The 20,053-nt window shown below is 68.4% G+C and carries 13 protein-coding genes; 11 read left to right on the plus strand and 2 right to left on the minus strand.

Annotation, left to right across the window (positions count from 1 at the left end; all coding sequences use genetic code 11):
• Nucleotides 1-9: 9 nt before the first annotated feature.
• Entirely contained in the window at nucleotides 10-6,261 is a 6,252-nt protein-coding gene (locus LFM09_RS03700; protein WP_414094809.1) for an SdrD B-like domain-containing protein, read from the minus strand.
• 445 nt (nucleotides 6,262-6,706) lie between these two features.
• Here LFM09_RS03700 and LFM09_RS03705 point away from each other — a divergent pair, with 445 nt between their 5' ends.
• The 3 genes from LFM09_RS03705 to LFM09_RS03715 are packed head-to-tail and all read left to right on the plus strand — an operon-like array spanning nucleotide 6,707 to nucleotide 9,087.
• Nucleotides 6,707-7,189: a sigma-70 family RNA polymerase sigma factor gene (locus tag LFM09_RS03705; RefSeq protein ID WP_414094810.1), complete on the plus strand. Its 483-nt coding sequence runs from the start codon at nucleotides 6,707-6,709 to the stop codon at nucleotides 7,187-7,189.
• Nucleotides 7,179-8,225 (plus strand): hypothetical protein, encoded by a 1,047-nt coding sequence (locus LFM09_RS03710; protein WP_414094811.1) that lies wholly within the window; start codon nucleotides 7,179-7,181, stop codon nucleotides 8,223-8,225. The genes LFM09_RS03705 and LFM09_RS03710 overlap by 11 nt, the downstream gene beginning before the upstream one ends.
• Nucleotides 8,226-8,283: 58 nt before the next feature.
• Nucleotides 8,284-9,087, plus strand: coding sequence for an SAM-dependent methyltransferase (locus LFM09_RS03715; protein WP_414094812.1), 804 nt, complete (start codon nucleotides 8,284-8,286; stop codon nucleotides 9,085-9,087).
• Here LFM09_RS03715 and LFM09_RS03720 read toward each other — a convergent pair.
• Complete coding sequence (locus LFM09_RS03720) at nucleotides 9,084-10,694, minus strand: RICIN domain-containing protein (protein WP_414094813.1); 1,611 nt, start codon at nucleotides 10,692-10,694, stop codon at nucleotides 9,084-9,086. The two genes, LFM09_RS03715 and LFM09_RS03720, sit on opposite strands and share 4 nt — an antisense overlap.
• A gap of 138 nt (nucleotides 10,695-10,832) precedes the next feature.
• Between LFM09_RS03720 and LFM09_RS03725 the strand changes: the two genes are divergently transcribed.
• From LFM09_RS03725 to LFM09_RS03760, 8 genes are all read left to right on the plus strand, one after another.
• Nucleotides 10,833-11,339: a SigE family RNA polymerase sigma factor gene (locus tag LFM09_RS03725; RefSeq protein WP_414094814.1), complete on the plus strand. Its 507-nt coding sequence runs from the start codon at nucleotides 10,833-10,835 to the stop codon at nucleotides 11,337-11,339.
• A complete protein-coding gene (locus tag LFM09_RS03730; protein ID WP_414094815.1) occupies nucleotides 11,336-12,316 on the plus strand; it encodes an LCP family protein in 981 nt (326 codons plus the stop codon). The genes LFM09_RS03725 and LFM09_RS03730 overlap by 4 nt, the downstream gene beginning before the upstream one ends.
• A gap of 89 nt (nucleotides 12,317-12,405) precedes the next feature.
• Nucleotides 12,406-15,153, plus strand: a complete 2,748-nt coding sequence (locus tag LFM09_RS03735; RefSeq protein WP_414094816.1) for an AAA family ATPase — start codon at nucleotides 12,406-12,408, stop codon at nucleotides 15,151-15,153.
• Between the two features lie 142 nt (nucleotides 15,154-15,295).
• Complete coding sequence (locus LFM09_RS03740) at nucleotides 15,296-16,216, plus strand: hypothetical protein (protein ID WP_414094817.1); 921 nt, start codon at nucleotides 15,296-15,298, stop codon at nucleotides 16,214-16,216.
• A gap of 29 nt (nucleotides 16,217-16,245) precedes the next feature.
• Nucleotides 16,246-17,166: a hypothetical protein gene (locus tag LFM09_RS03745; RefSeq protein ID WP_414094818.1), complete on the plus strand. Its 921-nt coding sequence runs from the start codon at nucleotides 16,246-16,248 to the stop codon at nucleotides 17,164-17,166.
• 65 nt (nucleotides 17,167-17,231) lie between these two features.
• Nucleotides 17,232-17,750: a TetR family transcriptional regulator gene (locus tag LFM09_RS03750; RefSeq protein WP_414094819.1), complete on the plus strand. Its 519-nt coding sequence runs from the start codon at nucleotides 17,232-17,234 to the stop codon at nucleotides 17,748-17,750.
• 52 nt (nucleotides 17,751-17,802) lie between these two features.
• Nucleotides 17,803-18,882, plus strand: a complete 1,080-nt coding sequence (locus LFM09_RS03755; protein ID WP_414094820.1) for a nucleotide disphospho-sugar-binding domain-containing protein — start codon at nucleotides 17,803-17,805, stop codon at nucleotides 18,880-18,882.
• A gap of 60 nt (nucleotides 18,883-18,942) precedes the next feature.
• Nucleotides 18,943-20,049 carry a glycosyltransferase gene (locus tag LFM09_RS03760; protein WP_414094821.1) on the plus strand — a complete coding sequence of 369 codons (1,107 nt, stop codon included), beginning with the start codon at nucleotides 18,943-18,945 and terminating at the stop codon, nucleotides 20,047-20,049.
• The last annotated feature ends 4 nt before the right edge of the window (nucleotides 20,050-20,053 follow it).

The raw sequence follows: 20,053 nt of genomic DNA on the forward strand, positions 1-20,053 counted from the left end.
TGATCTAGATCAGGCCCTGCGGCGGCGTCCCATCAGGAGCAGGAACGCACCGCCGAGCAGCAGTGCCAGACCGGCGGCGAGCCAGCCCAACAGCCCGGCGCCCGTCGCGGCGAGCGCAGGCTTGGGCAGCAGACCCGCATCGAGCGTCAGGTCCACCCGCTTGTCCTTGCCGAGCTTGACGACGTGGGTGCATCCGGTCGCCGGGTCGGCGTCGGAGTCCTTGCCGTCGTCACCGACGTGCGCCTTGGTCAGCTTGCGACCGGCGACCAGGCCCGTCTGCGGATCGGCGTTGAAGCAGACCTTGTACTCACCGTCGACCAGATCGGTGAACAGGTACTTGCCGTCCTTGTCGGTCTTGGTCTGACCCACGGGCTTTCCAGTGCCGTCCTGCAGGAACACCGGGAGATCCGGCACACCGGGTTCGCCGGCGTCCTGCACCCCGTTGGAGTTGTTGTCGTACCAGACGAAGTCACCAACGCGGTTGGTCGGCGACACCAGACCCAGGTCCAGGGTCGGGTTGTCGCGCTTGCCCACGCCGACCGTCACCGGCGGCGTGCACCCCGAAGCCGGATCAACATCCGAGTCCTTGGCGTCGTCGGAGCCGACGTTCGGCTTCGTGGCGAGGTATCCGGCGTAGGCACCGGGCAGAGCACCCATCTCGAAGCACACCTTGTAGGTGCCGTCCGGGATGTTCGGGAACTCGTACTTGCCCTGAGGATCGGTCTTCACCGGTTCACCGACCGGCTTGCCGTCGGAGTCCACCAGCTTCACCGGCACGCCAGGCACACCGGGCTCGCCCGGATCCTGCACACCGTTCCGGTTGGTGTCGGACCACACCAGGTCACCGATGCGGTTCGGCGGTGCGACCAAGCCCGCGTCCATCGTGTAGTCGCGGCGCTTGCCCACGCCCACGGTCACCGGCAACGTGCAGCCGGTCGTCGGGTCGGCATCGGAGTCCTTGGCATCTTCACCGGCGTTCTGCTTGGTGAGCGTGTAGTCCGCCACCGCAGCAGGCAGGTTCTTGATGTCGAAGCACACCTTGTAGCTGCCGTCCGGCAGGCCGTCGGTGAAGTAGTACTTCCCGTCCGGACCGGTCTTCTTCGAGCCCAGCTCCTTGCCCTGAGCGTCGAAGAGCTTCACCGGAACGTCGGCGACAGGCTTCTCGCCTTCGTCCTGCAGACCGTTCTTGTTGGCGTCGATCCACACGAAGTCACCGACACCGTTGGCCGGCGCGTGAACACCGGCGTCCACGGTCAGGTTCTCGCGCTTGCCGACACCCAGCTCCACCTCGGGGGTGCAGCCGGAAGCCGGGTCGGCGTCCGAGTCGGCAGCGTCGTCACCGGTGTTCGGCGTCGTGAACACGAAGTCCTTCACCGCATCCGGCATCGGACCGAAGCACACCGTGTACTTGCCGTCGGGCAGGTCGTTGAAGACGTACTTGCCGTCCGGACCCGTGGTCGTGGTCTTGCCGTCGGACAACTTGACCGGCACGTCCGGGACACCGGGCTCGCCCTGGTCCTGAACGCCGTTCTTGTTGTCGTCACGCCAGACCGTGTCGCCGAGCTTGTTCGGCGGCGAGACCAGACCCATGTCCAGGGTCAGGTCGACGCGCTTCCCAACGCCCAACGTCGTTGCCGCCACACAACCCGTGGCCGGGTCGGCGTCGGAGTCGACGGCGTCGTTGCCACCGGTGTTCAGCGACGTGACCTTGTAGTCCTTCACCGCGGCCGGAAGGTTCGCGATGTCGAAGCACACCGTGTAGGTGCCGTCGGTCAGGTTGTCGAACAGGTACTTGCCCTCGGCGTTGGTCGTGGTGGTGGCGCCGGTGTTCAGCTTCACCGTCACGCCCTCGACCGGGACGTCCGACCCGTCCTGCAACCCGTCCTTGTTGACGTCGATCCACACGTAGTCGCCAAGGCGGTTCACCGGCGAGATCAGACCCAGGTCGATGGTCGGATCCTCCGGCTTGTCGACGTTGAGCTCGACCTCGGGCGCACAGCCCGTGGCCACGTCGGCGTCCGAGTCCTTCGTGTCGTCGCCACCGGCGTTCGGCGTCGTCGGCACGTAGTCCTTCACCGCGTCGGGCATCGGGCCGAAGCACACCGTGTACTTGCCGTCCGGCAGGTTCGGGAACTCGTACTTGCCCTGCTCGTTGGTCGTGGTCGTCTTGTCGCCGACCTTCACGGTGACACCAGGAACGCCAGGCTCGTTCGGATCCTGGACACCGTTCTTGTTGTCATCACGCCAAACCGTGTCACCGAGCTTGTTCGGCGGCCTGATGCCCAGGTCGAGCGTCAGGTCCTCACGCTTGGCGCTGCCGAGCGACGTCTCCGGCGTACAACCGTCGGCACCCGCGTCGGAGTCCTTCGTGTCGTCCCCGCCCGCATCGGGTCGAGTGACCAAATAGGACTGGTACGGCGCCGGCATGTTCGCGATGTCGAAGCACACCTTGTAGGTGCCGTCCGGCAGGTCGTCGAACGAGTACTTGCCCTGCTCGTTGGTCGTCGTGGTCTTGTCGCCCACCTTGACCGTCACGCCCGGAACCGGAGTCTCGGTGTCCTGCTGGACGCCGTCGCGGTTCGCGTCGACCCAGACGTGGTCACCGAGCTTGTTCGGCGGCGAGACCAGACCCATGTCGAGCGTCAGGTCGACGCGCTTTCCAGTGCCCAGCGTGGTTTCCGCCGTGCACCCGTCCGCACCCGCGTCCGAGTCGGCGGCGTCGTCGCCACCGGCGTTCTGCGTGGTGACCTTGTAGTCCTTCACCGCCGCAGGCAGGTTCGCCAGATCGAAGCAGACCTTGTAGGTCCCGTCCTGCAGGTTGTCGAACAGGTACTTGCCGTCGGCACCGGTCTTCGTGGTCGCGCCGGTGTTGAGCTTCACCGTCACGCCCTCGACCGGAACATCGGTGGCGTCCTGCAGACCGTCCTTGTTGACGTCGATCCACACGTAGTCACCGAGGCGGTTGACCGGCGGAATGAGACCCAGGTCGATCGTCAGGTCCTCCGGCCGGTCGACGTCGAGCTTCGTCGGCGGAGCACACCACGTGTCGGCGGCCGCGTCGGAGTCACGAGCGTCGTCGGAACCGGCGTTCGGCGTCGTCGGGATGTAGTCCGCGACACCCGCGGGCAGGTTCGTCTTGTCGAAGCAGACCGTGTACTCGCCGTCCGGGAGCTTGTCGAAGACGTACTTGCCCTGCTCGTTCGTGACCGTCGTGAGGTCACCGACCTTCACGGTCACACCGGGCACCGGCGGTTCGCCGTCGTCCTGCTGACCGTTCTTGTTGGTGTCGACCCACACGTAGTCGCCGAGCTTGTTCGGCGGCCGGATGCCCGCGTCCAGCGTCAGGTCCTCGCGCTTGTCCGGACCCAACGTCGTGGTGTGCGTGCACTTCGACGTCAGATCGGCGTCGGAGTCCTTACCGTCGTCACCGGCGTTCGGGCGCGTCAGCAGGTAGCCCGCGTACTCGGCCGGAGCGGTCGAGAGGTCGAAGCACACCTGGTACGTGCCGTTGGGCAGCTGGTTGAACAGGTACTTGCCCTGCGGGTCCGTCTGCTTCGGCTGACCCACCGGCGCACCCGTGCCGTCCTTCACCGACACGGTCACACCGGGAACGCCCGGCTCGTCGCCGTCCTGCAGACCGTTGCGGTTCTTGTCCGCCCACACGAAGTCGCCGAGCACGTTGTTCGGCGGCGCGATACCCGCGTCGAGCGTCAGGTCCTGACGCTTCTGCGGTCCGAGCGTGGTTTCCGGCGTGCAGCCGTCCGCACCCGCGTCGGAGTCCTTCGTGTCGTCACCGGCGTCCTTGCCGACGAGCACGTATCCGGCGTACTGGGCGGGCAACGTCGACAGGTCGAAGCACACCTTGTAGGTGCCGTCGTCGAGCTTGTCGAACAGGTACTTGCCCTGCGCGTCGGTCTGCTTCGGGTCACCGACCTGCGTGCCGTCGGCCTTCTTCACCACGACCGTCACGCCCTGGACGCCCGGCTCGCCGTCGTCCTGCAGGCCGTTGCGGTTGGTGTCGACCCAGACGAAGTCACCGAGGGAGTTGGTGACCTTGGCGATGATGCCCGCGTCGATCGTGTGATCGGCGGTGCCCGCCTTGCCGGTGGTCACCTGCGTCTTGCCTTCAGCGTCCACATTGGAGTCGATGACCCGGTCAGGGCCCGCCTCCTTGGTGGTCCACTTCAGGTCGGCCTTGTTCGGAGCACCCGGCAACGTCGCCGCGTTCACCCCGCTCAGGTCGAACGCCAGGTTGTAGCAGGTCTCCGGCTTCAGGCCGTCAGCAGCGCCGAAGTAGTACTCGCCCTTGGCATTCGTCGTCTTCACCGGCAGCGCAGCACCACCGGCACACGGCGTCGCGGTGACCTTCACGCCCGCGATCGCCGGCTCGTCACCGTCCTGCGTGCCGTCGCCATCGGTGTCGTACCAAACGCGGTTGCCTAGCTGGACCGGTGCGAGGTCGCACAAGGCTTCCAGGTCGGCGAGACCGTTCGCCTTGCCCCAGCCCTCGGTGTCGGCGCTGGTGATCTGGTACGAGTTCACGCGGTTGCGGGTCTGCATCTGACCGTTGGCGCGGTCGAACCAGCCGGTACCACCGGAACGCACCCGGATCGGGTCCATCACGTTGGCGGGCATGCGGTCCTCGCCGGGCACGATCGCGACCGCGCCGAGCGAGGTCTCCGCGTGCCGGACGTTGCCGTTGCCGGTGCCGTTGTTCTCGTTGTACGAGTCGTAGTACTCACCGGGGTAGTACTCGATGACGTTGTCAGGTTCGCCACCGCCGAGCGGCTCGTCGGGGCGGTTGTTCTTGCAGCCGCCCGAGCCCTCCCAGTTGAAGGTGTTGCCGGACTTGCAGACCCGGTTCAGGTCACCCGCGATGACTGCGTTCCACGTGGTGCCCTGGGCACTGCCGTCCGGAGCGGGCGTCTGCTGGCCGACCTGGTCACCGAACCGGTCGCGGAAGGCGAGCACGAGGTCGCCGTTGTTCTCCACACCGATGTCGGTCAGCAACGGCTGTGCCCAGGTGATGTTGCGCGAACCGGGGTCGAAGCCCGCCTGCTCGTTCGGCTTCGAGTTCGGGGCCCACGTGTCGGTCCACGGGTGCCACAGGTTCGTCGGCTCGTCGACGCCCTTGAACGCGTCACCACGCGGGAAGTTCAGCACCTTGGTGACCGCCGCCGCGCCGAACGCGCCCGCCTTGAACGGGAACACGACCGCCTTGACGTCGTTGAGCTGCTTGCTGACCTCACCGGAGCAGACGCCGCCGACCCAGACCGTGCCGTCCTTGACGCCGAGCGCGCCCGGCCGCCAGTCGCCCGCGTTCGTGCAGCCGCTCGCCGGGATGGCGTAGGAGCCCTTCTCCGCGGCCGCGGTCGGCTGCGTGGCGTCGTAGACGTAGAGCTTCTTGTCGTTCATGTTGACGACGTAGAGCTCGGTGCCGTCGTCGGAGATGTCGATGTCACCGAGCGACTGCTTGCCGGGCACGGCGAAGAACGGCCCGTCGAAGTTGTTGTTCATCGCGTGCGCGGTCGCGCCGGCGTTCGCCACCTTGGTGAACAACGACGTCGCGCCGCCACCCGCCGGGGTCACGTAGATCGCGCCGGAGCCCTCGGGGCCGTACTTCGCGAGCCGCTTGGCGAACGCGGCGGAGAAGATCCGCTTGTCCTGCTTGCGGTACGCGAGTCCGAACACCGTGCCGATCTGGCCCTGGTTCGCGAGGTTGTCGGCCGCCTGGGTGCCGCGCGCGGTCCACGGGAACGACACGAGGTCGCGACTCGACGGGCTGTCCTGGAACGTCGTGATGTCACGCTGGCACGCGGTCACCAGCTTCGGGTTGTCCTGGCAGTAGTCGGCCGGGTTCCACAACGCCGTGGTGACGCTGGCGTTCTTGCCCGCCACGTCCACGAACATCGTGTTGCTCTCCAGGCCAGTGCCCGCGGGGGCCGGCACCAGCGAGCTGCCCGCCGGCGGGCTGACCTGCACGCGGTACTTGCCACCGCTGACCGGACCGAGGCCGACGGTCACGTTGCCGCCCGCGTCCGTCGTGCCGGTCGCGGTCTTGCCCGCGGGATCCGTCACGAGGACCGAGGCACCCTGCACGCCCAGCTCCACGGCGGCTTCGTACGTGCCGTTGCCGTTGACGTCGCGGACGACCTTCACGGTCAGCGTGCCGTCACCTGGACCGGCGTTCGCTGTCGGTATCACCACGGCGAACGAGGCGGCCATCAGCGCGGCGAGCGCGGCGGCAAGCGGTCGTTTCACGGATTCGCTCCTTGTGAGCAACAGGGACGGGGCACACTGCGGGAATCTGGAAAGTGCCACCGTTTACGCAGGTCCGCTTGCCGGCGGCCACTTAATCCCGGCCGTCTGTCGCACGTCCTGGTGAACTTTCGTCGCGAAAATGTCCGCTTGAAAGCGGTTTTACGCTGCGTTCCGCAGCGCACTGTTCCCGTTCCGAGTGAATCTCGCGCACCTTCGTGAATCCCGGTTTAGAGGCGGCGGTCGCCGTCCGCGACTGTCCACATGGGAGGTTCGCTCTACCGGGTCATTCGTGTGTGTGGAGGTCACGGTTTGACTGCACGGCCCATGAGGCTGAACGGGTGAATCTGTGCATTGGGCTCAGCCTTTCCTCGTTTCAACGCCTGTAACCGGTGAAGGTCGCCTTCGGGCGGTGAAGGGCACGAGCGGACGCTGAAGGGGAAGGCCGTTGAGCACACCGGAGCCGGATCAGGGCTTCGCCGAGTTCTTCCGCACGTGCCTGCCGGTGGTGACGAGAACGCTCACGGCGCTGACCGGCGACACCCGCGTGGTCGAGGACGTGGCACAGGATGCGTTGCTGATCGCACAGCACCGCTGGGACGACATCAGCTCGTACGACAAGCCCGAGGCGTGGGTGCTGAAGGTCGCGATACGGCTCATGCGCCGGTGGCAGCAGAAGCAGCAGTTCGAGACACCGCTGGCCTCGGTGCCCGAGTTCACGCAACAGGTGCACGACGTGGAAGCGGTGCATTCCGCACTGCGGCAGCTCTCCCCCAGGCATCGCGAGGCGGTGGCGTTGCACCACCTGCTCGGCTACTCGGTCACCGAGATCGCCTCGGTGCTGCTGGTCGGCGAGTCGACCGTGCGGACGCATCTCTCTCGTGGCCGCGATGAGCTGCGGCGGATTCTCGGAGGTTCCGATGACGAGTGACGAGCTGCTGGCCCAGCACGAGTTGGACGAGGCGACCGAACAGCTCTACTGGGAGGGCGACGCGCTGGAACGCACCGGGAACCTGCGTGAGGCCGCCGTGCGCTTCCGGGTCGTCGCCGACCTGCGCCTCGGTGACGCCGCCCTGCGGCTGGCGCGGGTGTTGCTCGCGCTCGGCGAGCACGCGGAGGCCAAGGGGTGGTGCGGGCTGGCCGTGCTCGACGGGTTCCCCGAGGCCGTGGAGCTGATTCGCGACAACTCCGAGGAACGCCAACGGTTCCTGGAGCACGCGGCCCGGGTCATGGTGGGCGCGCCGACCTTCGACTGGCTGCCCGCGTCGGTCCCTTCAGGCCGAATCGAGCCCGCCGACGTCCGGGCGCGCACCGCCGCGTTGCGGACGCTGGACCGGCGCTACGGCGGAATCGCCTGCCACAGTGCGGTGTTGACGCACCTCGCTCGGGTCGAGCCGTACATCGTGGTCGGTGATACCGCACTGTGGACCGCTGTCGCCGAGGTGCACGAGCTGGCGGGCTGGACCGCGTTCGACAGCGGACAGCCCGGCGCCGCGCTGCCCCACTTCTCGCGCGCGCTGACGCTGGCCCGGCAGGCGGAGAACGAGGCGCTGATCGCCTCGGTGCTGACCCGCGCGGGCCGGATGTTCCTGCACCACAACGCACCTGACGACGCACTGAAGGCGTTCCAGCTCGGATCCGTGGCGGAGCACAACTCGTGGGCCGACCGTCGAGAACTGAGTGATCCTTCTTTGGCCGTCGCCGCACTCACCACGAAGGTCGACGCATACGACGGGCACCGCCTCCGCGCCCGCGTGCTCGCGCTGATCGCCTTGGCCCGCAACCATCTCGCGCTCGGCGACCTGGCCGCCGCCTCCGAACGCGGCGTGGAAGCGGTGGTGGAGGCACGCGTCCTGCGGTCGGCGCGGGCCCAGGACCAACTGCGGTGGCTGGACCAGGAAGCCCGCGCGGCCGGCGCATCCGTGCTGGTGGAGCAGATCTCCGCCCGTTCCGCACGCCGTGGTTGACGTTTTCACCCGATCCGGGCCGATACACGCGTGCGCGCATCCAGGTAGGTTCTGCGACATGGCCGAGCCTTTTTCGTGGGTGCCCGCAGGGATCAACACGGACGTGCCCAGCGCGGCGCGCGTCTACGACTTCCTGTTGGGAGGTGGCCACAACTTCGCGTCGGACCGCATGGTCGGCGAGAAGGTGCTGCAGGTCCTGCGCGACGGCCGTGCGATCGCGTCGTCGAACCGCTCGTTCATGCGCCGTGCGGTCCTGTTGATGATGGAGCAGGGCATCGACCAGTTCCTCGACCTCGGCTCGGGCATCCCGACGGTCGGCAACGTGCACGAGATCGTGCAAGCGGAAAACCCGGACGCACGCGTCGTGTACGTGGACTACGACGAGGTCGCGGTCTCGCACAGCCAGCTCATCCTGGAGGGCAACGACAACGCCGGCATCGTGCAGGCGGACATGTGCCAGCCCGACGACGTCCTCGCCGACCCGGTGGTGAAGGACCTGATCGACTTCTCCAAGCCGGTCGGCCTGCTCATGGTCGCCGTGCTGCACTTCGTGTCGGACGAGAAGGGCCCGGCCGAGGTCGTCGCCCGCTACCGCGACGCCATGCCGCCCGGCAGCCTGATCGCGCTGTCGCACCTGACCGCGGACTTCAAGCCCGCCGAGATGGGCGCGGTCGTCGAGGCCATGAAGCACAGCCGCGACCCGATGTACTTCCGTTCGCGATCCGCGTTCGAGCCGATGTTCGCGGGCTTGGAGATCCTCCAGCCGGGCGTCGTGCCGGCGCCGTCGTGGCACCCGGAACTCGGCCCGGCCGGAGAAGGTGGCCCGGAGGACGTCTACGTCGGAGTCGCTCGCAAGCCCTAACGGAACTTCCAAGCTTGGGCGGCGGAACCGTTGCAGGTCCAGATGTTCAGGCGCGTGCCCGGAGTGGTCGCCCCACCGGGGTTGTCCAGGCACAGCCCGGACTGCGGGTTCTGCACGGAACCGTCCGACCGCACGCGCCACTGCTGTGCGCCGGTGCCGTTGCACTCCCACAGTTGGACGATCGTGCCGTTGGTGGTGCCGCTGCCGTTCACGTCGAGGCACTTGCCGGCGGTCGCGATGGTGCCGTCCGCCACGACGCGCCACTTCTGCGCGTAGGAGTTGTTGCACGTCCAGATCTGCACCGGATTGCCGTTGGCGGTGCCGCCGGAGTTGTTGTCCAGGCACAGCGTTGAAGCTGCTTTGAGCTCAACGGATCCGGAGCCGGACGGGTGGCGTTCGTTCGGCAGTGACGGCGTGTTCAGGTGGTAGAAGTCGACGGCCAGGTAGTTCGGGGTCTTGCGGGCCGCGGGCTCGCAGAAGCGCTGAGCGCGGTTGACGGCCTTGGAGTTGTCGGTCGCGACCGTGCCCTCCATCGGGACGTCGCGGAAGTGGTTCATCACGAACAACGGGCGGAAGTTGGCTTCCGTGGCGGTGAGGGGCTTGCTCCAGCGCGAGTAGCAGGACCAGTCCGAGGTGCCGGATCCCGCGCCCATCGACCAGTAGTTCTCGACGGTCCAGTCGCGCTGGTAGAGCACGCCGGAGTTCTCGCGGCCGTCCGGGCTGTGGTCGGTGAAGATGAGCAAACGCTTGCCGTTGGCCCTCATCTGCGACAACGTCGGCCAGCCGTTCTCCCGCACGCCCTCGGCGCGGTAGAGCACGTCGTTGAGGCCGTTGACCGAGGCCAACGACGCACGCAACACGTCGGCGGAGACGTAGTCCTCCAGGAACACGGTGACGATCTCGGTCGGGCGTGACTTCAGGAAGTCGACGATCCGCTGGATGTCCACGCTCAGGGCGACCGGGCGGCTGACGAACGTGCAGCTGTTGTGGCAGAGGATCGCGCCGTCGGACGTCTGGTGGATGTCGAGCATGAAGCCGCGGACGCCGTCGTTGAGCTGCTGCACGATGCCGCGGGACTGGTTCGGGGCGATGTTGCCGAACGTGAAGCCGCCGTCCACGCCGTTCGCGTAGGCGTTGTGGGAGGTCAGGAACGTGACCTCGTCCAGGCGCGGGTCGGCGGGGGTCTGGACGCGAACCGGGTTGACCGGCGTGAGGAACCACGTGTCGTTGCCGGTGCCGACGCGGACCTGGTCGGTGCCGGACGCGATCAGGTAGCGCGCCGAGCCCGGGTCCTTCAGCCGGTAGCGGTCCTGGTCGTCGAGCGTGGCGACCCACTGGGCGTCGGCGCTCGTGCAGGCGAGCATCACAGCCGCGTCGCCTGATCTGCCGAGGCACTGGCCGCCCTCGGAGAGCGTGCTGCCGTTCCAGGTGAACTGCTGGCGGTCCTCGTTGCCCTTGGGGCGGTGCTGGACCACGGTGGAGCCGGACACGGCCGCGTTCTGGCCGGTCACGGCGCTTTGCAGGTAGTAGGAGCCGTTGGGCGCCGCCTCGGCTTGGGCCGGCACGAGCAGCAGCGACAACAGCGCGAGTGCAGGGATGATGCGCATGGCGTGAAGGCTCACCCACGGACGTGAACGTGAAAAGGCTTCATGCCCAAATCCGTCCGAACCGAGACATTTGCGGTCCCATGCAGCAAAACGGGGGGCTTGGAGGGTTACCTGCTCAACCAACCAGAAGGAGACGTCGTGGGGGACGGCTTCGAGCAGTTCGTGGCCGATCGGATCGATCGGCTGCTGGCGTATGCCACGGCGGTGACCTGCGACAAGTATCTCGCGCAGGACATCGTGCAAGACGTGCTGCTGCGCGCGCAGCACCGGTGGGACCGCATCGGCGCGATGGAAGCGCCATATCTCTACCTCAAGCGCATGGTGACGAACGACTACCTGTCGTGGCGAAGACTCAAAGCCGCCAAGACCATCTCGCTGGCGCACGCCGACCTCGCCCAGCACGCGCCGTCCGTCGCCGACCAGACCGACGCACACGCCGAACGGGACGCCATGCGCGCGCGGATCGCCGTGCTGCCGCGCAAGCAACGGGCCGCGCTCGTGCTGCGCTACTACGAGGACTGCACCGACGCGCAGATCGCCGAAGTCCTCGGCTGCACGGAATCCACCGTGCGAAGTCAACTCTCTCGCGCGCTCCAAACCTTGCGCGCCAACGAACTCGCGCATGCAACGGGGGTGCAGTCGTGACCGACCAGGAAAAGCTGATCCGGCAGGCCATCGCGGCCGAGGCGGCCGAGGCGGTGGACTCCCGCGTCGTGCTGGCCGAGCTGCAAAAGAAGCGCCGGAGTTCGACCGGCACCATCTTCGGCGTCGTCGGCCTGACCGTCGCGGCCGCCGCGACGGCCGTGATCCTCCCGACGACCCTCGACAGCAGTTCGACCGCGACCCCGGCCGAGCACCAACGACCGGAAACGGTGCTGGTCACGCGCACCGACGACAGCGGCCTGGTGAAGGACGTCGTGCTCGTGCGGGCCGGCCTCGACGGTGCGCTCGCCGCGGTCAACCTGCCGAGGTTCGACCTCGCCAGGAGGGTCGACCCGCGCAAGCGCGACAGCGAGATCCTCGAGCCGCACATGGACCGCCCGGAGGACCTGCTCCAGCGCGTCCACGAGGTGACCGGCATCCTTCCCGACCACTACGCGGCGATCACCACGGCGTCGCTCGGCGACCTCGCGGAGGTCGTCGGCGGTGTCGACGTGTGCATCAAGCCGATCCCCGGCGGGGTGCCGGACGGCTACGAGATGGCGTTCGGGCCGGGTGAGCACACGATCTCCGGTGCGGACGTGGGCAGGTACCTCGACCACCAGCAGCAGTGGAGCCTCATGGACTCGACACCGGTGGTCTCCGGCGGCAGATCGTTCATCACGGGGCTCTTCGCGAAGCTCGACCACGACAACGTCGGCCCGTTCCTCGAGAAGGCGGCGGAGTCGGTGCACCCGGACCCGACCTGGGACGTGGTGGGGTTCGCCGAACGGTTCCGCAACGGTGTGGAGCTGCGGACCGCAACCCTCCCCCATCCCCAGGCCATGGGGCCCGAGACGCGTCCCAACGGGAACTGGGACCCGGAGAAGGTGAAGGCGCGGATCACCGCGTTCTTCGACGGTGGGCCCGCGCCGTTCCCGCCGGGGTCTCCGGGTGCGCCCGCAGATCAGTGCTCCTACTGATCCAGTTCACGCTAATGGAGCATCAAGTCGCCCCTTTGCGCAGCCGATGACCAGCATGTAGCCCGCCGAACGGCCGCTACGATCAATTCGTGCGCGAACCACTTGAACGAGACGACGAGATCGCGCACATCCGTGAAGCTCTCGACGCAGCCACCCGTGGTGAGGGTCGCGTCGTCGTCATCGAGGGCCGTGCCGGGATCGGCAAGACCAGGCTCGTGCACGAGTGCCGTGAGCTGGCCAAAGAGCGCGGCTTCGGGCGTTTGCAAGCAGTGGGCGACGCGCTGGAGAGCGCGATGGCGTGGGGCGTCGTCCGGCAGATGGTCGAGCGGTCGGTGTCGCGGTACTCCGGCGAGATCCGCGAGAAGATCCTGGCCGGGCCGTCCGGGGCGGCACTGAAGGCGTTGGACGACGCCGCGCACGACCCGAGCGAGGCCGAGCTGGCTCGCACGTTGCACTCGCTGTGGTGGGTGGCGGTGGATCTCTCCGCCACCCGCCCGCTGCTGATCACGGTCGACGACGCGCACTGGGCGGACCTGTCGTCGTTGCAGTTCCTCGTCTACCTGTCGCGGCGGATCTCGGACCTGCCGATCGCGCTGGTCGTCGCGACCCGGCCGCCCGCGGACAACGCCGGGCCGCTCGCGCAGCTCAGCGTGTCGGCGGACCGGCTGCTGCCCCGTCCGCTCACGACGGAGGCCCTGCGTGCGATGGTCGGCGGGCATCCAGACGTGATCACCGCACTGCACGCGGCGAGCGACGGCAACCCGTTCCTCACGGGACTGTTGGTCGACGAGCTTCGTGCGCTCGGGTTGCCACTCGACGACGAAGCCACGGCCCAGCGGATCGGCGGGCTCGGGCCCAGCACCGTGTTCCGGGCCGCGCTCGGCCGGCTGCCCGCGGAGGCCGTGGCGCTCGCCGGCGCGGTCGCGGTGCTCGGGTCGCAGGCCGATCCGTGGCAGGCGGCGTCTCTGGCCGAGGTCAAGGACCTGCCCGCCGCGGTCGAGGCGTTGGCCGCGGCGAACGTGATCGTCACCGGGGAGTACCTGGAGTACGTGCATCCCGTTGTGCGCGAAGCGGTGTTGAACGGCCTCGGGCCGATCGCGCGCGCCTCGCTGCACGCGCGCGCTGCGACGAAGTTGTGGGAGACGCACGCGCCGGCCGACAGGGTGGCGGCTCACCTCGTGCACGCTCCTAAAGGGACGCTCCCGAACGCGGCCGACGTGCTCAGGAAGGCCGCAGCCGCGCTGATGGCCGCGGGCGACCCGCAGACCGCCGCCGCACATCTCGCGCGAGCCGTGGAAGAACGGCCGGGAGACGCGGCGCTGAGAGCCGAACTCGGGCGGGCACTGCTGCGGACCGGCGACGCGATCAACGCGCACCGGCACCTGAAGGCCGCGGCGGAAGGGTTGCCGGATGCGGAACTCGTTGCGGCGGCAGCATCTGCGACGGCCGCGATCGAGGGACCGGCGGCGGCGATCGACGAGCTGACGGAGGCCATCGCCAAGCGGCCGGACGGCGAGTCGCGGCTGCACCTGGAGGCGCGGCTGGCGGTGTTCCGGTCGTTCCTGCCGGACCAGCGGCAGACCTCGTCGGCACACCTCAGCGGCTACGCGAACCTCGCGGGCGGCACGCCGGACGAACGCACGTTGCTCGGCCTCCTCGCGCAGATGGGGCGTTACGAGGTGTGGCCGCACGACGAGGTGGCGGCGACGGCGACGCGTGCGCTGGCGAACGGCGCGTACCTCGACGACGCGACCGGCAGCACGGACGCGATGGTGGCGTGGCTGGTGGCGTTGCTCGCGCTGATGGCCGCGGACGGCGTCGACACGGCGCGGCGCGAGATCGAGCGGGCCCGGCTGAAGGTGCGGGCGCACGGCTCGCCCGTCGAGTTCGCGATGGTCACCAACGCCTCGCAGTTCCTGAACTGGCGCTGCGGCAACATGCAGGTCGTCGAGGCCGAGGCGGAGGGCGCGCTGGCGGCCATCGCGCAGGAGGACCCGGTGTCGCAGGTGATCGGCCTCCGGGCGACCTCGACGCACTTCGCGGCCTACGCGGCGCTGGAACGCGGTGACGTCGACGCGGCCCAGGCGGCGATGGACGCGTTCGACCTCAACGGCGCTCCCCCGATGATGCCGACGATCTGGCTGCACGAGGTGCGCGGCCTGATCGCGCTGGCCCGCGGCGACGCCTCACGGGCGTTGGAGGAGGCGTACCGGCAGCGCGACGCGATGGCGGCCGTGCAGGTGGATCCGCCGACGATCCCGTGGCGCGGGGTGGCCGTGCGGGCGTTGCTGCAGCTCGGCGAACCCGCTGCCGAACTGGCAAATCAACAGCTGGGCGTGGCGCGGAAGTGGGGCGCGGCGACCGAGGTCGGCGCGGCGCTGCGGCTGCTCGCGCACGCCTGTCCCGAGTCACGGCTGGAGCTGCTGACCGAGTCCGTCTCGGTCCTCGAAGGCTCACCGTCCCGGTTGGAGCTCGCCCGCTCGCTCGTGGACCTGGGCGAGACGCTGCGAGTCGCGCGACGCCGGACCGACGCGCGGGAGCCGTTGCACCGGGCCATCGACCTCGCCGGGGAGTGCGGCTCGGCGGTGCTGCGGACGCGCGCGGTCGAGGCGTTGGAAGCTTTGGGCGACCGGCCGCGCAGGCAGATCACGATCGGTGCGGAGGCTCTGACGGCGTCCGAACGCCGGGTCGCCGATCTCGCGGCGGCGGGCCGGGCGAACAGGGAGATCGCGCAGGAGCTGTTCGTGACGCCCAAGACGGTCGAGAATCACCTCGGCCGGATCTACACGAAGCTCGGAATCGCAGGTAGACGCGATCTGGCGCGCGTGCTCGCCTAATACAGACGCACGTGGGGGTGGTCCTGATACACCCAACTTTCGGCTGCAGAGGTTGAGGGGTCGTCCCTCATGCCTTTGGGGGTTCACCCCGGCGAATCTTGTGTCACCACAGGGGAACACAAGATCTCGAAGGGGAACCGAAATGATCCGCAACGCTCTGCTCGCCGCCGCCGCTCTCACCGCCATCGTCGCCCCCGCGGCCAACGCGGACCCGATCTCGGGTGGTCCGGCCCCGTGCGTGAACGCCTCCGACCTCACCGGTCCGGACTTCAACGTCCGCAAGTGCGGCGTGAGCGATGTGGACCAGTTCCGCGTCAACCTGGACAACAACGGCAACGCCTACTGCGGCCCGACCTCGCTCTACAACGTCCTGCACTACTGGGCGCACGTGAAGGGCGCCCCGATCGGGTGGGGGCCTACGCGGGTCGGTGACATCGACCCGCAGGACCAGAGCGACTACGACCTCAACACCGCCGCGATCGCCAAGATCGGCTTCGACGCCAAGTACAACGGCGCCACCAACCTGACGAACCTGCGCACCGCGTGGGACAACGCCACGAAGCCCGCCCGTGACGCCGGCTGGCAGACCTCCCGGGGTGTCGTCAGCACGCTCGAGAACCCGGACTTCGCCGGTGAGCTCGCCCGCAAGCTGAACGAGGGACCCCTGCAGCTCGTGTACGGCCGCTACAAGGACGCTCCCGGCGCCTACGCGTTGCAGCGCAGCGGTGGCCACATCGTCACGGTCGTGTCCGCCACCGGCTCGTTCGGCGGCAACACCATCCAGCTGAAGCTGGCCGACCCGGGCCGCGCGTGGGACCACAACAAGACCCCTGACTACCTGCAGACGCAGTCCGACTACGAGGCGCTCGACGTCACGCTGACCAGGCGCGCGTTCCAGCAGTACTCGCCCGCCAAGGACGACGAGAACACGGCCGAGGACGAGTCGATGGAGCCGGGCACCTACAAGTGGGTGACGCGCTGGGAGCTCACCGGCCCGCGCTACGTCAGCGACACGACCCGTCAGATGGTCGAGGGCTTCAACTGGTTCGACATGGCCAAGTGAGCTGAGTGAACAAGAAAGGAGAAGCCGAAATGATCCGCAATGCTCTGCTCACCGCCGCCGTCCTCACGGCCGTCCTCACCCCCGCAACCGCCCTCGCGAACCCGATCGCCGGTCAGCCGGCCCCGTGCGTCGGCGCCTCCGACCTGGTCGGCCCGGTGTTCAACGTCCGCAAGTGCGGCGTGAGCGATGTGGACCAGTTCCGCGCCGGTCTGGAGAACAACGGCAACGCCTACTGCGGCCCCGCGTCGTTGTACAACGTCCTGCACTACTGGGGTCACGAGAAGAACGCCCCGGTCGGCTGGCTGACCACCAAGGTCGGCAACCTCAACCCGATGGCCCAGAGCGACTACAACGTCATCACCAACTCGATCTGGCGGATCGGTGTCGACGCGAAGTACGACGGCGGCACCAGCCTCACCAACCTGCGCACCGCGTGGGACATCGCCACCAAGCCCGCCCGCGACGCGGGCTGGACCACCAGCCGCGGTGTCGTCAGCACCAACGAACAGATCGACTTCGCCGGTGAGCTCGCGAAGCGGCTGGACAAGGGCCCGCTGCAGCTGGTGTACGGCCGCTACAAGGACGGCCCGCAGGCCGGTTCGCTGCAGCGCAGCGGCGGCCACATCGTCACGGTCGTCGCCGCGTCCGGCACGTTCAACAACACCACGGTCCAGCTGAAGCTCGCCGACCCCGGACGTGCGCTGGACAGCGGCCAGGGCGACTACCTCCACACGCAGTCGCAGTACGAGTCCCTCGACGTGTACCTGGTCCGGAAGAACATCTACGAGTACGTCCCGGTCAAGGACGACGAGAACACCCGCGAGGACGAGTCGCTGCAGCCGGGCACGTACCGCTACGTGCAGCGCTGGGAGCTCTCCGGCCCGCGCTACATCAGTGACACCACGCGTCAGATGGTCGAGGGCTTCAACTGGTTCGACATGGCCAAGTAAGTCCTGTACCGGTTCTAGGGCCGCACTCTTCAAGGAGTGCGGCCCTTCGCCATAACCTGATCGACATGGCCACCCGCGATCGGGAACAGACCCGCCGCCGGTTGCTGGACGCCGCGTTCGTCGAGTTCGCGGCCTACGGGATCGCCGGCGCGCGGATGGAACGCATCGCGCGGATCGCCGGGTGTTCAGCAGGCCTCGCCTACACCTACTACGGCGGCAAGGAAGAGCTCTTCGACGCCGTGCAGTCCGAGGTGGTGGACGCGGCGTTCGTGCAGTTCGACGCTCTTGACCTGCCAGGATACGCCGCCCGGCTGTACGAACGGCAGCACGAGCACCCGGAGTTCGCCCGGCTCGCCACCTGGTGCCGGCTGGAACGGCCGGGGCGGGTCAGCCGGGCCGCGGAGATCGAGGCGATCCGGGCGGCGCAGGCGCAGGGACTCGTGTCGAACCGCTTCACCGCCGAGCAGGTGCTGGTGCTCGTGCTGGCCATCGCGTCGATGTGGTCGAACGCGGCCAGCTGTTCGGATCACGTGGTGCGGCGGCGGACCGTCGAGGACGCGGTGCGGCGGCTGGTCGAGCCTTAGAGGCTCCTGGGAATCCCCGCCACACCTGGAAAAGCGCGGTTAGCCTGGGGGTATGCGCGTTCTTGTGGTTGCTGCGCCGTTGCTGGGGCACGTGTTCCCGTTGATGCCGCTCGCGTTGGCGTTGCGCGAGGCGGGGCACGACGTCGTGGTGGCGACCGGCGGCGAGGCGCTGCGGGTGCGTGACTCCGGGCTGCACGTCGAGGACGTGGTGCCGGCGAACGTCCGGTTCGGACCGATCGCGTTGCGGATCATGCTCAGGCATCCGCTGGTGGCCAGGCGGGAGTTGCGGGGCAGCGGGAGGCTGGACTTCGTGTCGAGGTTGTTCGGCACGGTCGGCGACGCGATGACCGCACCGCTGCAAGCGCTTGCCGCGAAGTGGAAGCCGGACGTCGTGGTGCACGAACCGCTGGCGGCCGCGGGATCCGCGCTGAGGGTGCCGTCGATCATCCACGACGTGTCGCTGTTCGACGGGCTGGACCTGACGGCCGCGGTCGGCGCGCGGATGAAGGCCCACGTGCCTCCTCCCCTCACGATTCTGCGCACCGCGCCGCCGAGCCTCGCGGAGTTCCTGGGCGGCCGGCTGATGCGGTTCGTCTCCTACAGCGGTGACGGTGAGGTGCCGCGGTGGCTCGCCGAACCCAGCGGCAAGCCGCGCATCCTGGTCAGCCGCAGCACGGCCCCCGGTCCCGGTGCGGGCCGGATGATGGCGGCCGTGGTCAAGGCAGCGCCCCACGTCGACGCCGAGTTCGTGCTGGTGCGGCCGGAACGCGCGGAAGGCCTGCCGGACAACGTCAGGACGGTCGGGTGGGTGCCGATCCCGCGCGTGCTGCCGTTCTGCGACGGGATCGTGCACCACGGCGGCGCGGGGACGTTGCTCGGCGCGCTGGCGGCCGGGGTGCCGCAGCTGGTCGAGCCGGGACCCGGCGATCGGACCGTGCACGCCAACCTGGTCACGGCGCGCGGAGCCGGGCTCGCGGCGGGTCCGCGAGACGTCACGCCGGAGCTGCTCACGCGACTGATCGAGGACTCGAAGCTGCAGCGCGCGGCAGGCGAGGTGCGCGACGAGATGGCCACCATGCCGACGCCCGCGGAGGTCGTGCAGCGGTGGGAGAAAGTAGCACCGCTGAAATAAAAGAGCACCTATCGTGGTTCGGTGCGCATTCTCTTCTCGAGCTTAGGCTCGCACGGACACATGTATCCGTTACTCCCGCTCGCGATCGCCGCCCGCGAGCAGGGACACGACATCACCTACGCCGTCGACCCGGGTTTGCAGGAACCGGTGCGAAATCTGGGTTTCGGAGTCGTCGACGCGGGCATGAGCATCGGTGACGCATTCAAACTCGCCAACGACCTGCACGGCACGCCGGAGTTCAAGCGCGAGATGTTGCGGCAGACCGCCGTCGACGCCTTTGGTTCGCTGCTGCCCCGCAAGTACGCCGAGGATCTTGCGCCGGTGCTGGAGCGGAACAAGCCTGACCTGGTCGTCTTCGAGATCATCAACCCCGGTGCCGGCATCGCGGCGATGCAGGCCGGCATTCCGGTCGTCTGCCACGGCTTCGGCAAGGTCGACGAGTCGATGGTGCCGCCACCAATGGTCGAACTGCTGCTCGGATATCTGGACGAACTCGGCATCAGTGTGCCGAATGGGCAGCATTACGGTCTCGGATCACCTTATCTGGACATCTTCCCGCCGTCTTTGCAGGACCTGGCGTATTTGAAGGACGTCGAGCGCATTCCACTGCGCCCGGTGCCGTTCGCCGAACCGGCGGAATTGCCCGGTTGGGTGAGTGAACACCGCAGGCCGCTCGTGTACCTGACGTTCGGCACGGCGTTCGCCGGAATCGAACTGATCAAGACCGCGATCGCCGGTCTGTCCCGGTTGGACGCCGAGGTCCTGGTCGCCACCGGGCCGCTGGTCGAGGCCTCGCTGATCGCCGACGTCCCGGCCAACGTGCACGTCCTGCCGTGGGTGCCTCAGGCGGATCTGCTCGCGCACGCAGATCTCGTCGTGCACCACGGCGGCAGCGGCACGACGGTCAGCGGGATGACGCTCGGGGTGCCGCAGCTCGTGCTGCCGCAGGGCGCGGACCAGTTCCGCAACGCCGACACCGTGGTCGCGGCCGGACTCGGCGCGCAGCTCGTGGGCGAGCAGTTCACCTCGGACGCCACCTACGAGGCCGCCCTGAAGATCCTGCAGGACTCCGGCGTCCGCACCGCCGTCGCCGGCATCGCGGCCGAGATCGCGGACATGCCGCACCCGGACGACGTCGTGCCGAAGCTCGTCGAACTCGCCGGCTAACAGG

It is taken from the genome of Lentzea alba (assembly GCF_047445655.1).
In the GTDB taxonomy this organism is placed as follows: domain Bacteria; phylum Actinomycetota; class Actinomycetes; order Mycobacteriales; family Pseudonocardiaceae; genus Lentzea; species Lentzea alba_A.

Excerpts from the sequence above, each read along its gene's own strand:
- LFM09_RS03710 (WP_414094811.1), top strand. The coding sequence starts at position 7,179 with ATGACGAGTGACGAGCTGCTGGCCCAGCACGAGTTGGACGAGGCGACC.
- LFM09_RS03715 (WP_414094812.1), top strand. The coding sequence starts at position 8,284 with ATGGCCGAGCCTTTTTCGTGGGTGCCCGCAGGGATCAACACGGACGTG.
- LFM09_RS03720 (WP_414094813.1), bottom strand. The coding sequence starts at position 10,694 with ATGCGCATCATCCCTGCACTCGCGCTGTTGTCGCTGCTGCTCGTGCCG.
- LFM09_RS03740 (WP_414094817.1), top strand. The coding sequence starts at position 15,296 with ATGATCCGCAACGCTCTGCTCGCCGCCGCCGCTCTCACCGCCATCGTC.
- LFM09_RS03745 (WP_414094818.1), top strand. The coding sequence starts at position 16,246 with ATGATCCGCAATGCTCTGCTCACCGCCGCCGTCCTCACGGCCGTCCTC.
- LFM09_RS03750 (WP_414094819.1), top strand. The coding sequence starts at position 17,232 with ATGGCCACCCGCGATCGGGAACAGACCCGCCGCCGGTTGCTGGACGCC.
- LFM09_RS03755 (WP_414094820.1), top strand. The coding sequence starts at position 17,803 with ATGCGCGTTCTTGTGGTTGCTGCGCCGTTGCTGGGGCACGTGTTCCCG.
- LFM09_RS03760 (WP_414094821.1), top strand. The coding sequence starts at position 18,943 with ATGTATCCGTTACTCCCGCTCGCGATCGCCGCCCGCGAGCAGGGACAC.